At 55.9% G+C, this 14,940-nt stretch carries 14 protein-coding genes; 13 read left to right on the top strand and 1 reads right to left on the bottom strand.

Annotation, left to right across the window (positions count from 1 at the left end; genetic code table 11):
• Window positions 1-482: 482 nt before the first annotated feature.
• The 12 genes from NKI01_RS25205 (at window position 483) to NKI01_RS25150 (ending at window position 13,708) form a co-directional block, all read left to right on the top strand.
• Window positions 483-1,307, top strand: a complete 825-nt coding sequence (locus NKI01_RS25205; protein WP_352965080.1) for a sugar transferase — start codon at window positions 483-485, stop codon at window positions 1,305-1,307.
• A 100-nt stretch (window positions 1,308-1,407) separates the two neighbouring features.
• Entirely contained in the window at window positions 1,408-2,502 is a 1,095-nt protein-coding gene (gene gmd / locus NKI01_RS25200; protein ID WP_352965078.1) for a GDP-mannose 4,6-dehydratase, read from the top strand.
• Window positions 2,503-2,522: 20 nt separating this feature from the next.
• Window positions 2,523-3,278, top strand: coding sequence for a glycosyltransferase family 2 protein (locus NKI01_RS25195; RefSeq protein WP_352965076.1), 756 nt, complete (start codon window positions 2,523-2,525; stop codon window positions 3,276-3,278).
• Between the two features lie 74 nt (window positions 3,279-3,352).
• On the top strand, window positions 3,353-4,675 hold the full coding sequence (locus NKI01_RS25190) for an oligosaccharide flippase family protein (RefSeq protein ID WP_352965075.1): 1,323 nt from the start codon (window positions 3,353-3,355) through the stop codon (window positions 4,673-4,675).
• A complete protein-coding gene (locus NKI01_RS25185; protein WP_352965073.1) occupies window positions 4,672-5,943 on the top strand; it encodes a glycosyltransferase in 1,272 nt (423 codons plus the stop codon). The genes NKI01_RS25190 and NKI01_RS25185 overlap by 4 nt, the downstream gene beginning before the upstream one ends.
• The gene (locus NKI01_RS25180) at window positions 5,862-7,178 is read left to right on the top strand and encodes a hypothetical protein (protein WP_352965072.1); all 1,317 of its coding nucleotides are present in this window, start codon (window positions 5,862-5,864) and stop codon (window positions 7,176-7,178) included. Before NKI01_RS25185 ends, NKI01_RS25180 begins: the two co-directional genes overlap by 82 nt.
• A gap of 234 nt (window positions 7,179-7,412) precedes the next feature.
• Window positions 7,413-8,696 (top strand): hypothetical protein, encoded by a 1,284-nt coding sequence (locus tag NKI01_RS25175; protein WP_352965071.1) that lies wholly within the window; start codon window positions 7,413-7,415, stop codon window positions 8,694-8,696.
• A 142-nt stretch (window positions 8,697-8,838) separates the two neighbouring features.
• Entirely contained in the window at window positions 8,839-9,579 is a 741-nt protein-coding gene (locus NKI01_RS25170; RefSeq protein WP_352965070.1) for a methyltransferase domain-containing protein, read from the top strand.
• Window positions 9,580-9,757: 178 nt separating this feature from the next.
• Complete coding sequence (locus NKI01_RS25165; protein ID WP_352965069.1) at window positions 9,758-10,831, top strand: Gfo/Idh/MocA family protein; 1,074 nt, start codon at window positions 9,758-9,760, stop codon at window positions 10,829-10,831.
• On the top strand, window positions 10,828-11,319 hold the full coding sequence (locus tag NKI01_RS25160; RefSeq protein WP_352965067.1) for an acyltransferase: 492 nt from the start codon (window positions 10,828-10,830) through the stop codon (window positions 11,317-11,319). Before NKI01_RS25165 ends, NKI01_RS25160 begins: the two co-directional genes overlap by 4 nt.
• A 5-nt stretch (window positions 11,320-11,324) precedes the next feature.
• Complete coding sequence (locus NKI01_RS25155) at window positions 11,325-12,449, top strand: DegT/DnrJ/EryC1/StrS family aminotransferase (RefSeq protein WP_352965065.1); 1,125 nt, start codon at window positions 11,325-11,327, stop codon at window positions 12,447-12,449.
• A gap of 182 nt (window positions 12,450-12,631) precedes the next feature.
• The gene (locus NKI01_RS25150; protein ID WP_352965064.1) at window positions 12,632-13,708 is read left to right on the top strand and encodes a glycosyltransferase family protein; all 1,077 of its coding nucleotides are present in this window, start codon (window positions 12,632-12,634) and stop codon (window positions 13,706-13,708) included.
• Here NKI01_RS25150 and NKI01_RS25145 read toward each other — a convergent pair.
• Window positions 13,695-13,898: a hypothetical protein gene (locus NKI01_RS25145; protein ID WP_352965063.1), complete on the bottom strand. Its 204-nt coding sequence runs from the start codon at window positions 13,896-13,898 to the stop codon at window positions 13,695-13,697. The two genes, NKI01_RS25150 and NKI01_RS25145, sit on opposite strands and share 14 nt — an antisense overlap.
• A gap of 43 nt (window positions 13,899-13,941) precedes the next feature.
• Between NKI01_RS25145 and NKI01_RS25140 the strand changes: the two genes are divergently transcribed.
• Window positions 13,942-14,721, top strand: coding sequence for a class I SAM-dependent methyltransferase (locus tag NKI01_RS25140; RefSeq protein WP_352965062.1), 780 nt, complete (start codon window positions 13,942-13,944; stop codon window positions 14,719-14,721).
• The last annotated feature ends 219 nt before the right edge of the window (window positions 14,722-14,940 follow it).

Raw genomic sequence — 14,940 nt, 5'->3', positions numbered from 1 at the left:
GGTAGTCCGCAAGAGAGCGTTTTAACTTGAACATAGCCATGATGAATCGGCCGAGACAGCGGCACCTTGTGCACAGGGTCAGGTTTCAACTCCTGGGCGGTTTGGCGTTCGCAATCCTGCTTCCCGCGCTGATCCGGATTCTCGTTGACCCATCCCTTGCATATTACACAAACCTCCAGATTACGATCTTTGCGGGTATTGTCGCGCATACAATAGGTTACTTCTCCTTTCGGCGGATAGGTAATTTCCCGGGTATTGCAGCTTCGGGATACATATTTCCGACATTTGCATTGTCATATGGGTTCGTTTATTTAGTCATTTTCTTATCTCGAATTGAATATAGCGGCTTCCAGGCGGCTAGCAGCTTGACGTTGTCAATTCTCTGGTACTTTGTTCTGACTATCGTAAGCCGGCGCCTTGATCCTTACAGTCTTGCTGTGGTTCCAGGCGGCGCCGTTGGTCGTCTAGACGAGATAGGCGGGGTGAACTGGCATTGGCTTGTCTCCCCTGACATGATCATTGATCGCGTCAACGGCGTGGTTGCCGATCTGCGCGCCGATCTGTCCGACGATTGGGAGCGCTACATTGCCGACCGGGCGCTTGCGGGAGTACCGGTCTACCATGTCAAGCAAATCACCGAATCGCTGACTGGTCGCGTCGAAATCGAGCATTTGTCCGAAAACACGCTGGGCTCAATCAATCCCAACCAGGCTTATATCAAGATCAAACAGGCGATCGACTGGGTCTGTGCGCTGTTGGCGCTGATTGTGCTGGCGCCCTTGCTGTTGTTGATCGCGCTGATGATCAGGCTGGAGTCTCCTGGACCCGCCATATTTCGCCAGGAGCGCCTCGGTTTCGGCGGAAAATCCTTCACGGTCTACAAGTTCCGGACGATGACCGTCAGTGAACCAGAGGCGGCAAACGTTCGCAGTCTCGCCGTCACCAAGCCGGGTGACAGCAGGGTGACCCGGCTCGGCCGCTTCCTTCGCCGAAGCAGAATTGACGAGCTGCCGCAGTTGATAAACATCGTTCGTTCGGAAATGAGCTGGATCGGGCCTCGCCCTGAGGCGACAGTGTTGTCATCCCACTATTCGGTGGCGTTGCCATTCTATCGCTACCGAAATATCGTCCGCCCCGGAATTTCCGGGTGGGCTCAGGTGAATCAAGGGTATGTGTCGGAAGATGACGACGAGACCGAGAAGCTGCACTATGACTTCTATTACATCAAGAATTTCTCGCCGTGGCTTGATTTCGTTATCGTGCTGAGAACGCTGAAAACTCTGCTAAGTGGGTTCGGATCTCGATAGAGACCGTTCTGAATTTTGCCTCCATCGAAATTTAGCTGTCGAACACAGCGCCAGGACAGTGCTTGGCGGTCATGTTTCTGAAGCTGCCGAAGGGTATGAAATGAGCCGAAAAACCGCGCTAATTACGGGCATTACCGGCCAAGACGGTGCTTATCTCGCCGACCTCCTGCTCGCCAAGGGATACGCAGTCCACGGCATCAAGCGGCGGTCGTCGTCTTTCAATACGGGCCGTATCGATCATCTCTATCAAGACCCGCATGAAACCGGCGTCAATTTTTCACTGCACTATGGCGACATGACGGATGCGACGAACCTGATCCGCATAATCCAGGAAGTGCAGCCGGACGAGATCTACAATCTCGCCGCTCAATCGCATGTCCAGGTGAGCTTCGAGACCGCGGAATATACGGCGAATGCCGACGCGATCGGTACATTGCGCCTTCTGGAAGCCATCCGGCTGCTTGGCCTGACAAAAAAGACGCGTTTCTATCAGGCGTCGACCTCCGAGCTCTATGGCAAGGTGCAGGAAGTCCCGCAGAGCGAAACGACGCCTTTTTACCCTCGTTCGCCCTATGCGGCGGCAAAGATCTATGGCTACTGGATCACGGTGAACTACCGCGAGGCCTATGGCATTCACGCCTCCAACGGAATTCTGTTCAACCACGAAAGCCCGATGCGGGGCGAGACATTCGTGACCCGCAAGATCACCCGAGCCGCCGCTGCCATCAGCCTGGGCCTTCAGGACAAGCTCTATCTCGGCAACCTTTCCGCCGAGCGCGATTGGGGACATGCACGCGACTATGTCGAAGGCATGTGGAGGATCCTCCAGCAGCAAGCCCCGGACGACTACGTGCTGGCCACAGGGATCAAGAACTCCGTTCGGAAATTTGTCGAACTCGCCTTCGCCGAGGTTGGGGTTCGCATCCAGTGGAACGGTTCGGGCGTCGCCGAAAAGGGCGTCGACACCAAGTCCGGCAAGATATTGGTCGAGGTCGATCCACGCTACTTCAGGCCGACCGAGGTCGACCTGCTGCTCGGTGACCCTTCGAAGGCGGAGCGGGTCCTCGGCTGGAAGGCGACGACGTCGCTTGATGAGATGGTGCGCGAGATGGTGCAGTCCGACCTCAAGGTGGTGGCGCGCGAATTCGAGCATCGCCGGCTTGACGAAGAGCACAACCGCAAAGCGGCCCGGTAGCTGCGAAAAGTCCCGCGAACATGAAGATTTCCGTTCTAACGGTCTGCTGGAACTCGGCGGCAACAATCCGTCATACGCTCGACAGTTTCTTTGCCCAGGATCACCAGGACAAGGAACTGATCGTCATCGACGGAGCCTCGACCGACGAAACGCTGGCGATTGTCCGCTCCTATGCCGGGCAAGGACTGCAGATCATCAGCGAGCCCGACCGCGGCATGTACGACGCGCTGAACAAGGGACTTGCGCTTTGCACCGGCGAGGCAATCGGCGCCCTTAACGCGGACGACGCGTTTCATGACGCTTCCGTGCTCGGCCGGATCAGCGAGGCGCTTGCCGAAAGCGACATTGTCCACGGTCACCTCGATTTCGTCGAAAATCACCAAAGCAAGCGGGTCGTTCGCCGGTGGCGGGCGGAGCCGAGGCCGCAAGATGGGTTCCGCTCCGGCTGGATGCCTGCCCACCCGACCTTTTATGTCCGGCGCGCCGTTGCCGAAAAGAACGGGCCGTTCGATCTGACGCTGAAAGTCTCCTCCGACTACGACTGGATGCTGAGGGCCGTCGAGCTGCACGGATTCAGGATAGCGACAATCGATCAGGTCCTCGTCGACATGATGATCGGGGGAGCCAGCACAAGGAGCTTCCGTTCGCATATCGGGCACAACCTCGAAGCGTTGCGTGCCAGGCGCCGTTGGCTCGGATCCGGCCCCGTCGACTACGCGCTTATTGCGAAACCGGCGCGGAAAATCCGGCAGTTCGTTTTCGCGCGGCGAGGTTAGGCGAGGATGACCAGGCTGTACGTGCGGCCGGGCTGCTGTCCGTCGTGGTCTCGCAGATTCGACGCAATTCCAGCATGAACTCGAATCTGAAACTGCTCAGGAACACGATGACCTTGGGCCTGGGTGCCGCTTCGGCGCAGCTCCTTGGGATCATGGCTGTACCGGTTCTGGCGCATGTTTTCGACGCACGAGACTTTGGCCTGTTCGCCATATTCTTTCTTGGCAGCCAATTGCTCGGGACGTGCTTCGCCGCGCGCTATGAGCAGGCGATCATGGTCGCCGAGGAAAGGCATATTCGTCCGCTTACGGCCCTGTGTGTCGGCCTGGCCGCTTTTTCTGCTTTGGTCGGTGCGCTCGTATTGGCGGTATTCGCGCATGACTTGGACCTTGCCTTCGGCGCATCGCTCGGTCTTGCGTGGCCAATGACATGCATTACGGCGTTTTTTGTCTCTCTTGCCGTTACATTCTCGATGTTGGCCTCACGGAGGCAGAATTACAGGGATGTCTCAGTCAGTCGCTTTTGCAAGGCAATGATCGCAATTCTGATACAAGTCGCTTTGGGCTTGACCATCTTGCCTGGAGCATGGGGCCTGATAATCGGAGAAACTATTGCAGCAGGCCTTGCCGCAGCGATACTTCTGTCATCTCGCCGGTGGCTATATATATCGGATCTTCGACTAAACTTTTTTAATAGAAGATCGAGGCAAGCTCTCTTGTTAGTTGCTAGCCGGTATCATTTGTTCCCGAAGTTTGGCTTGCCGCATTTTTTGATTAATAGCCTTAGTGGATTTACCCTGATCGCAATTATCGGTGCAAGGTTCTCTTCAGTAGAAGCTGGGCAATATTTCATGATGCAGCGTATTGTTATGCTGCCCGCCGGGATTATCAGCGCGGCTATTTCGCAAGTTCTGTTTCTTGAGGCCCATCAACAATTGAAAAAAGCGGGCAGATTTGATGGTGTTGTTTTTCGAGTGATAGTAGTGCAAGTCACAATTGGGGCAATATTGCTCTTAACTTTGTTGTTTTTCGGCGCCGATTTATTTTCTCTCGTACTTGGATCGCAGTGGTTGCCGTCGGGCCAGTTGGCTGAGTTATTTGCGCCGTATGTCGCGGTTCATCTCGTGTTATCATCTCTTGCGCCGGTGCCCGTCGTTGCGGGCCAACAGAAATTAGCCTTGATCCTTTCTGTCATTCAGAACGTTCTTTTCGTTGGTGGTTTTTTTGTACCCGCCTGGCTCGGAATGCCGTTGGGGAGCGCTGTTTCCACCTCGATATATATTTCAATGCCTTACATGATCTGTCTTATAGTTCTGTTTTTTGTGATGTCGCGAACCCCTGGATCATTTCCCATCGCCGGCACGAATCGCTTTCCCAGCGCCGAAGGGCTTGATCTGTGAGAAAACATCTCCTTCTTTTTACGATCAAGTACCCTTACGACCATATTGAGCCTTTCATTGGTCCGGAGATGCCCTTTCTCAGCCAAAGTTTTGAGCGCATTTCAATTGTTCCAATAGGCGGCGTCGGGGCAAAGCGGAAAGTGCCGGAGAACGTCACCGTTGAGACCCCGCTCTGGGGCTCGCAGCGGTCGCGATTAACATTTTACCTGTTGCAACTCCTGAAATTCCGAACATGGTCATTCTTCTGCTCGGAACTTGCATCTCTGCCCCGCCGCCAAGGGCGATTTCATATAGCGCAGGCATACCGCATTCTTTTGTACGCCATGTACCGCGCGGCGCTCGAGCGGTCTCCCGCGGTAAAAAAGGCTCTCGATGCGCCGTCCGAAACGGTTGCCTACAGCTACTGGGGCCACGTTCCCTCCCTGGCAATCCCTCTGCTGGCACAAGCGGGTGTTCCCTGCGCAGTCCGGTATCACGGGTCGGATCTTTACGAACATGCGGCAGAAACTGGGGCATATCTGTATAGGAATGCGCGATGTTTTCCGTGGCGGGAGAAGATCGCGTCGTCCGCCGCTGTAAATCTTTTCATCTCCGAGCATGGCTTGGCATATTTCAAGTCGAAATGGCCAGGCGCGCTTACCTCCAATTTTGCCCTCAATCGTCTCGGTGTGCCGGACAGCGGTCAAACTCCACTGCGCACGGCTGAAGATACGTCCTTGACAATAGTCAGCTGCTCCAGCGTCATACCGCTGAAGAGGGTGCATCTCATCGCTGCGCTGGTTGGCGTCCTGGCAGAGCACAGGAAAGTTTCGTGGCACCATTTTGGTGGCGGGGATCTCACGGAGGTCAATGCCGCCCTGAAAAACAAAAGCCGTAATCTTCACGTCAAGTTGTGGGGGCAAACCGCTAACTCGGACGTGATGAGTTTCTACCGGGAGAACCACGTCGACGTGTTCATCAACTTGAGTTCGTCCGAGGGCATTCCGGTGTCGATCATGGAAGCTATTTCGTTCGGCATACCAGTGGTCGCAACCGCCGTCGGCGGCACTTCGGAAGCGGTGATAGACGGCAAGACAGGACTGCTTGTCTCTGCAGACGAAGCACTCGATCCAGAGTCCCTGGGCCTGCGCGTGATTCAGGCGCTTTCGCCTGGCGGCGATTTGGCGCGCGCCTCTCCACGTGAGACTTGGCGGACCCGCTTTGGCTCAGCTTCGAACGCCGGCGAACTGATCGACCTTCTCCATTCGATGCAGGCGCGGTCTTGCTAGGTGTGTCGAAACCATATCCGACGTTGGGCGGCTACCGTGGGAGTGCCAGCTTCGAAGCGGTTGGCCCGTTCGATTGGCTCCTTCTTTTTCCTCTCTTCACCCTGATCGCCACCTCGCTTGAGATCAGCAGCGATCCAAGTGCGGGAGGTGTTGCATTCTTCATTCGTTCGCTGGCCGCGGTGATGTTCCTTTGTTTAATGGTCGGTCGCTTTGGGATGTCTGCCTATCACGGCAATATTGCAGTGGCTTCTGGGTTCTTTCTCTATGTCCTCCTCATTAATATCGGCGGCTTTTCACGAACTTCCCTAATGGCCATCGCTTTCATGATCTGGGGCGTGGCGTTCGGCGTGGTTACTCGTACTGCCTGGCGCGAACGGTTGGAATTCCTGATCCGAGCCTATCTTGTGTTCAACGTTGCCGGCTTGGTTGTGGCTCTCGCCATTTCTCTTCTGTTCGGAAAAATCATCGATTTGCATGGAATTGTATTTCCATTCAGTGCTTCTCGCGCCGGCGTGATGATGAACCAGGTTCGTCTTTCTGGATTTCAGATAGAGCCCGGAACTTACTCGAACATTATCTATGTACTCGTCTTGTTGAGATGTCTCTTCAGGCGACGGATCGTTAACTTCTTAGATTTGTTCGCAATGCTCAGCACGGTAGCGACCTTAGCTGCATGGGCAGTAGTCGGTGCCGCGGTCTATATCGCTTGTTTTGCAATTGAGTTCACGATGCTCAATCGTCACGTTCCAAAAATTCTCCGCGTCTCGTTAGTATTGTTTTCGGTGTCGCTGCTCACCATCTCAGTACCGCTGATAGCGCCGCAGCTTTTTGAATCTCAGTATGTAGAATACTTCAGTAGCCGCTTCACTGTCGAAGAAAAGGGAGGATCCGGCTATTATAAAGGCCAGGCATTTGATGCCTGGAAAGATTCCGCGGGTGAGGGGATGCTTATTGGCTCTCCGATAACAAAAACTTTTTGCGATTACTGTTTGTCGCCACAAGACCTTGGCCTTATATTCAATATGTTCTTCTTTTTGGGAATAATACCGTCCATATTAATATTGCTCGCGTCAATTATTCAGCTATTCCGGCGTTGGGGAGGGATTTTTGTTTTGTTGTTTTTTCCGTTTCTTGTACTGAAGTTGTTCTTTTTCGACCCAATGGTGTGGCTAACATTTGGGGTTATAATATTTGAAAATCGTCGGCATCAATATGTTGGCGCGGATCACGGATAGACCAGCCTCCGGGGCGAAGAATGTGTGGATTCCTACAATATGAGCGTCACGAGAGAGTACAGGAAAGGCGGCGTAGTTTCCCGGCTTGTGGGCGATCTCCGGGTCGCTGTGTACGAGTACCCAGTCCGTAGATATGCGCGCGGCCAACTTGTCGATTTGGGCCGCAGCAACGCTCTGTAGGCTGGAACCCCTCGCGGCGTTGTCGATCAGCATCTGTGGACGGATAGGCCAAGGATGAGTGGGTTTTTGAAGATTGGTTTAGCCGTCGCTGTGCTTTCGACATGGCTGACGGTGGTGCACGCACCGCAGGCCCGATCGGCGCCACAGTGCCCGGCTGCGCCCGGGTGGGACCACGTTCAGGCATTTAAGCTGGAAGGTGAGTTGAAGGCGTACTGGAACGTTTACGACAGCGGTGGCGGTATCCATGCCGCGGCGGCGCTCTGCCACGGATTTCTGCCGGTGACGATCCAGAACACGTTCGCCGATTATCCCGGGCAGCAGCGGAAGAACATCGACGCGTTTCTGGGGAAACTGAATGCGAACCCCTGGCGAAAGCCTGACTTCTTCGAGCGTATCGTCAGGCGGAACATCGATATTAACCCTCCTTCTCCCGGTGGAATTTACGTTCACGACATAGAATTTGTATTTCAGCGGTCGGCATTGAAGGCCTGGATATTCAACGCTATCGACGGGCAACGTTTCCCATTGTTTGCCGAGTTCGAGGACGCGTACTGGAAGGAATGGGCGACGTGGTTCGCGCTGCCGGTCAAGTGGACCCGCGAGCGTTACAAAGACGCAGTCATTGGCATCTTCGGGCCTCAGCCATTTTCCAAAGAGACGGCCAAGATTAGAGATTACACTGCCAAGGACTTCGCCGAGAAGCATAGTTTCGATCTAAAAATGTGGAAGAGCATAGATCCTTACGTTGATTTTATTGTTACCGAAGCATATCTTCCGGACGCGAAGCCGGATTCAATGTTTTACATAGCGACGCACATTGAGCAAAATTATTATCGATCGGAGCAAATGAGCGGCAAACCGATTTTTGCCTATCTATGGCTGCGCTACTACGGCCCAGACTGGCGGCAAACCACGCCCTTGGTGGATCCGTACCTTGTCGAAGCCATGACGCTGGTCCCTTATTTCAGCGGGGCTCGCGCCGTTGTGTTGTGGGGTCATGAGCTTGCCGTCAAACCGGGCGATCCCTTGCCATATTCGCAACTGCCATTGTTCACCCATACTCTGTCCCGCCTGTCGTCGGTATCCGGACTGATCGGCAGGGGGCACCTCGTTCCGGGGGAGCCTGCCAACGTGCTTTGGCGGGAGAAACGTCCGCTGGTGCGTGTGTTCGATGTCGGCAAGGAGGGCTGCGTAGCGCTGGTAATCAACCCCTGGCAGGCAGAAAGCGACGTCTCCACGGCCAATGTGGAATGCCAGGGGCGCACTTATCCGCTGACGGCGAACGGCCGCCACGCCACGCTGGCACAGATAAGCAGCGACGCGATCACCCTGCACTAAAGGCGCATCCAGTTCGTCCTTAGGTGTTAACGCGGGTCGCGATGTGCCTGGGTTGCGGGTCGCCGGTCTATCGAGGTGTGGCGCTGGCCGCTCGAATAAGTAAAAACCTCTGGTAGGAACCTCTGGTACGAAAAGGAGTGGGGTGATTCTCAAGAAGTTCATTGGCTGGAACAGGAACGCCGCCGCGTGGTTGGAACGCCGCTTTCCCAAGGTTTTCGGGGCCGCGTCCTACAAAGCGGAGCTCGAACGGCGTATCGCTGACGACATTACGCGCCTCAGTCCTTCCTCGGTCCTCGAGGTCGGCGGGATCGATCGGCCACTTTTGCAGCGCGGCCACGGCTTTAGCTATATTGGCCTCGATATCGAGGAGAGGCCCGACTGCTATACCGTCTACGATCGATTTATCGTGCAGTCGATCGAGCAGCCGGTCAACGTCGAGGCAGACATGCTCATTTCGATCACATTGATGGAGCATGTGCCGGACAATAAGGCGGCAGCGCGTTCGATGTTTTTGGTGCTAAAGCCCGGTGGTGTGATGCATCACTATATGCCCTCGAAGTGGCATCCGTATTCGATCGCGCTGCGGCTCGTCGGACCAGTCCTGCAGAAACGGCTGATTTCGTACATTAGACCGGCTGCAGTTGGTGTTACCGGCTACCCCGCCTTTTTTGACCACTGCTCTCCCTCGGATATGGCAAAGATATTTCGCCAGCAGGGATTCGAGAAGGTCGACGTCATGCCGTTTTATCGCGCCAGCGATTATTTTGCGTTCTTTTTGCCCGCCTATCTTGGCGTCGCATTGTTCGAGAACCTCTGCTCGGTGCTGAATTGGAGCGTGTTCAGTTCGGGTTTCGTCATCAGCGCCTCAAAGCCCGCCGACTAGAGTATTGCACCGTGTCCACGTGGTTCGTTAATGATGCTGGGGATGTGTGCATGATCCGCGATTCAGACGAAGCATTGGGTCAGCACCGGTTTGAAACGGGGCTTCCCTCAAAAATTTGGCCAACTTCAAACTTCAGTGAGCGAGCAATTGCGCTGAACGAAAACGGGAACATGAAAATATGCTGAGATTTGCGCTGGTTGGATGCGGGCGAATATCCGTTCGCCACGCTCAACTGCTGGGAGAGAACGCGATATCCGGAGCCAAGCTGGCGGCAGTTTGCGATGTCGACATCAACAAGGCGAAGGTGACGGCCGCAAGGTACGGTGTTCCAGCCTACGCCGACATGCACGAGATGATGGAACGTGAGTCGCCGGACGTCGCCGTCATCCTGACGGAAAGTGGCAATCATGCTCGTGATGCCATTGCACTCGCGCATTATGGCAAGCACCTGATCGTCGAAAAACCGATGGCGCTGACGCTTGCCGACGCAGACGCGATGATCCGTGCATGTGACGTCGCTGGCATCAAGCTTTTCATTGTGAAGCAGAACCGGTTCAACGTGCCGGTCGTCAAATTGCGAGAAGCTCTTGGCGCCGGTCGCTTCGGCAAGCTTGTCATGGGGACCGTCAGGGTCCGCTGGTGCCGCCCCCAGTCCTATTATGACCAAGATTCCTGGCGCGGCACCTGGGCGCTCGATGGTGGCGTGCTTACCAACCAGGCGAGCCATCACGTCGATCTGCTCGAATGGATGATGGGCGACGTCGAGAGCGTCTTTGCCATGACGCGAACGGCATTGGTGAATATCGAGGCTGAAGATACCGCGGTGGTTGCCTTGCGGTTCACCAACGGCGCTCTCGGGATAATCGAAGCTACCACAGCCGCAAGGCCGAAGGATCTCGAAGGTTCCATCTCTATCCTCGGCGAGAAGGGATCGGTGGAGATCGGCGGCTTTGCCGTAAACGAGATGAAAGTATGGAACTTTGTGGAGCCCAGAACCGACGACGCCGAGGTTTTGACGAAATTTTCGGTCAATCCCCCGAACGTCTACGGCTTCGGTCATCAAGCCTATTACGAACATGTTGTCGAAACGATCAGCAGCGGCAAACAACACCTGGTCGACGGCCTGCAGGGCCGCAAAAGCCTGGAGCTCATTTCCGCCATCTATGAGTCCGTCGAGACCGGCCAAGAGGTGCCGCTCCGCTTTCGCCCTCAGCGTTGCCGTCTTGGGCGGCCCTCAGAGAGCGCGGCGTGACCGGCGCCCCCGTTACCGAACCGTCCGATATTCGATCGGTCGGCATCAAAGGTGTGACCTTCGGCGAGCATGTCACAGTAGTGCAACCGGTAAACCTCTATGGCTGTACGATCGGTGATGGTGTCTTCGTAGGTCCATTCGTGGAAATTCAGGCAAACGTTTCGGTTGGGGCTCGAACAAGGATACAATCCCATGCCTTTGTTTGTGAATTGGTGACGATCGGCACCGATTGTTTTGTCGGCCACGGTGTAGTCTTCGTGAACGACCTGTTCTCCGTTGGCGGCCCCGCGCGCGGGCGTCGGGAATTGTGGAAGAAAACAGTCATTGGCAACAGCGTCTCGATCGGTTCGAATGCCACCATCCTGCCGGTCTCGATTTGCGACGATGTGGTGATTGGCGCCGGTGCCGTGGTCACCCGAAACATAGACAAACCCGGGATCTATGCAGGAAATCCCGCCCGTTTTCTCAGATCAGTAGAACAGGATTAGACATCATGGACGCGGTGGAAATATCGACGACACATGTACCGTTTGCCGATCTGCATGCGCAGTATCTTACCATCAAGCCAGAGATCGATGCTGCGATCGCAAGTGTCATTTCCCAGTCAGCATTCATTCGAGGGCCTTTCGTCGAGAAATTCGAGCAAGAGTTTGCCGAAGCGATAGGTGTTCCACATTGCGTGTCCTGTGCGAACGGAACAGACGCCTTGTACATCGCCATGGTGGCCCTCGGGCTGAAACCGGGAGATGAGGTGATCGTGCCGGCGATGTCATGGATATCGACCAGCGAAACCGTGACGCAGGCCGGCGCGAAAATTGTCTTCTGCGATGTCGATCCTTCCACATACACCATCGATGTCGCAAAATTAGCCGACAAGGTCACGCATCGGACGGTCGGCATCATTCCGGTTCATCTTTATGGCCAGCCGGCCGATATGGATGGTGTAATGGCGGTTGCGGCCAAACATGGCTTATGGGTGATTGAGGATTGTGCTCAGGCCCATCTCGCTACCTTCAAAGGCCGTCAGGTCGGTACGTTTGGGGTCGCGGCGAGCTTCTCTTTTTATCCTGGGAAAAATCTCGGAGCGATGGGCGATGCCGGCGCGATCGTCACCTCCGACAAGTCGTTGGCCGATCGGATGGCAATGTTTGCCCGCCATGGCGGCCTCGTCAAAGGCGATCACCAGATCGAAGGCATCAACAGCCGCCTCGACGGATTGCAAGCCGCGGTATTGTCGGTGAAGTTGAAGCGACTTGCCGGCTGGACCGACGCGCGCCGCGCCATAGCGGCGCAATATCAACACAAGCTTGCCGATCTGCCGGGGTTCGACCTTCCCCATATTGGCAACGACCGCGATCCTGTCTGGCACCTCTACGTCATAAGCCATGATCGGCGCGACGAACTGGCCGTTTTCCTCAAATCCCGCGGCATTCAAACAGTAATCAACTATCCGCGCGGTCTGCCCTTTCTGCCGTGCTATGCGCATCTTGATGGTAAACCAGAGGATTATCCGGTAGTGCACCGAATGCAGTCTCGCATCCTGTCTCTGCCGATTTTCCCGGAGATGACGGCAGACCAGATAGAAGCTGTCGCCGATGCACTAAAGGCGTTCGCTTAGCCGCATCCGGTTCCATCCTATGAGTTCCGCTTGCCTGCCGTGGTGGCAGTTTCATTGAGGCCGCTTCGCTGCGAGACAATTCCTCTGCGATGTGCGATCGCCTCGACCACCAATGTGCCTGAGCAAGGCATCAAGACTTTTGTCCACCAGTGCCATTTTCAAGACCTCAAAAGAGGAAGCACATGAGGCTATTCCAGAATTTTGGCACGACTCCGAGCTATAGTTCCCGGCTCGCTTTGCTGACCAAACCGGAGGATCGATTTGAGGCGCAAAGGGAGGTTTTTTTGCGCGACAGATATGGTGCCTCTCATTTATTAAAGCCGGTATTGGATAACGCACCGGGTGTTTTCTTTACGAATGGCGATAATGAGCGTTTGCAGCGTGCTTGGGCGAACGAAAATGGCCTTCGCAACGATACGACGCTGGCCGACATCCTGCTCGCGCAGATTGAAGCAAATCGCACCGAGGTCTTCTACAACCTCGATCCAATTCGTTATGACAGCGCGTTCCTGAAACGATTGCCGGACCACGTCAAAAAAACAATTGCCTGGCGCGCTGCGCCAGGCAAAGCAGATCTGCTTGCCTATGACCTTATCGTGTCGAATTTCCCGTCCATCCGGGCCAGCTACGAGAACATGGGGATTCGCACCGCCGAGTTCTTTCCGGCTCACGACCCTGAGCTGGACGCTTACGCCGGCAATCCGGAGCGTGACATAGATGTTCTTTTTTTCGGCGGGTTCAGTCGGCATCATCAACGCCGCCGCGACATTCTTGATGCCGTTTCGAAACTTGGAACACGGCATCGAGTCGTGTTTCATCTGGAAGAGTCGCGCTATTCGAGACTCGCGGCCACGCCCTTGGGTTGGTTCGGGCCGCTTGCGGCCGTGCGGCAGCCAAAATCGATAAGACGCGTAGCTAATGCACCTGTTTTTGGACGGAAGATGTACGAACAGCTCGGCCGCGCCAAGATCGTTATCAATGCCGCCATCGATATGGCGGGAGCCGATCGCGGCAATATGCGCTGCTTTGAGGCTATGGGGGCGCGAGCGCTGCTTCTCACCGACGCCGGAAATTATCCGCCTGGAATGGTGGACGGGCACACCATGCGAGTCTATGACGATGCCGAAAGCGCCGTCGCTCTCATTGAGCGGACCCTTGGCGATGGCTCCTGGAAGGGTATTGCGGTGGACGGTCACGCGATGATCCGCACCGAATACAGCAAGGAGCAACAGCTAAGGAGATTTTTCAATCTTCTTTGAGCGAAGGCTTGCGCAGAATTCGATCGGCAGCGGCAATGGTGTTTAAGAGTTTAAGAGCGAGATTGGTGAAGGCTTCATGACAGGAGCGGGTTCGGTTGCGACCAAGAACGTGCCACCTTGCGTAGTTGCTGCAGCAAATCGGGCGCGGGTGCTCGGGCAGATGGGTTTTTCCGATGCCTGAAACAGCCATGACATGGGAAGACGCCGTTCGCTGGTGCATGAGCGAGCCGTCGATGAAAGATCTGGCCCGCGCCGCCTATTTCGATGATCCGGTTGCCGCGGCGCGGCGCTACCACGAAAGTGCGGAGTTTCAGGCGGTTCGCAGCATGATCCCGCGCAAGGCCGGCCGCGCTCTCGATCTCGGCGCCGGCAACGGCATCCTCTCTTATGCCCTGGCGCGCGAGGGTTGGTCGGTTACCGCTGTCGAGCCCGATCCCAGCGCGCTTGTCGGTGCCGCCGCAATCCGGACGCTTGCCGAAAGGACAGGCACGCACATCGATGTGCTCGAAGCCTTCGGCGAAGCTATCCCGTTGAGCGCCGCCGGCTATGATCTGGTCGTTGCCAGGCAAGTGCTGCATCATGCGCATGATCTTTCGGCGTTCTGCCGCGAAGTTGCGCGCCTCTCCCGGGACGGCGCGACGTTCCTGTCCTTGCGCGACCATGTGATATCCGGGCCGAATCAGCTCGAACCATTTTTGCGCTCTCATCCGCTGCATCAGCTCTATGGCGGAGAGAATGCTTTCACGCTGACGGCCTACCGCGCTGCGCTACAAGAGGCGGGGTTGACGATCGATCGCGAAATGAACTCTTTCCAATCGGTCATGAATTACGATCCGATGACGGCATCCGAAATTCGCGAGAAGCTCGCCGCGGCCTTCGGCCCGCTTTCGGGGCTCGCGCGCCTGACTTTGTCTCCCGTGCCCTTCGGCGCCGTGGCCGCGGTAGCCGCACTGCTTGACCGCCGGCCGGGGCGCCTGGTTTCTTTCCTTTGCCATAAGCAAGGGAAGGGCTGATTTGATATGGCGCTTGCTGCCGCGCCGAGATCCCGTCCCCTCTTGAGGGGTCGCCGACCACTGTTGAAGAGGCGAAGCCGCGCTTGGCGTGCCGATGTTGCTGTCCGACATTCGGCGGCATCGCGAGCAGGCTCCAGACGCTGCTCTTCGAGCCGGACAGTACGGACGCCCTGAGACCGAAACCGCCGCGCGTTTGCGCGCGTTGATTGTTCAATCGGG

Source organism: Mesorhizobium sp. M0815, from assembly GCF_040319995.1.
Lineage (GTDB): Bacteria > Pseudomonadota > Alphaproteobacteria > Rhizobiales > Rhizobiaceae > Mesorhizobium.
Note: the sequence above shows the minus strand (reverse complement) of the source record. Positions and strands in the feature narration are given on the sequence as shown.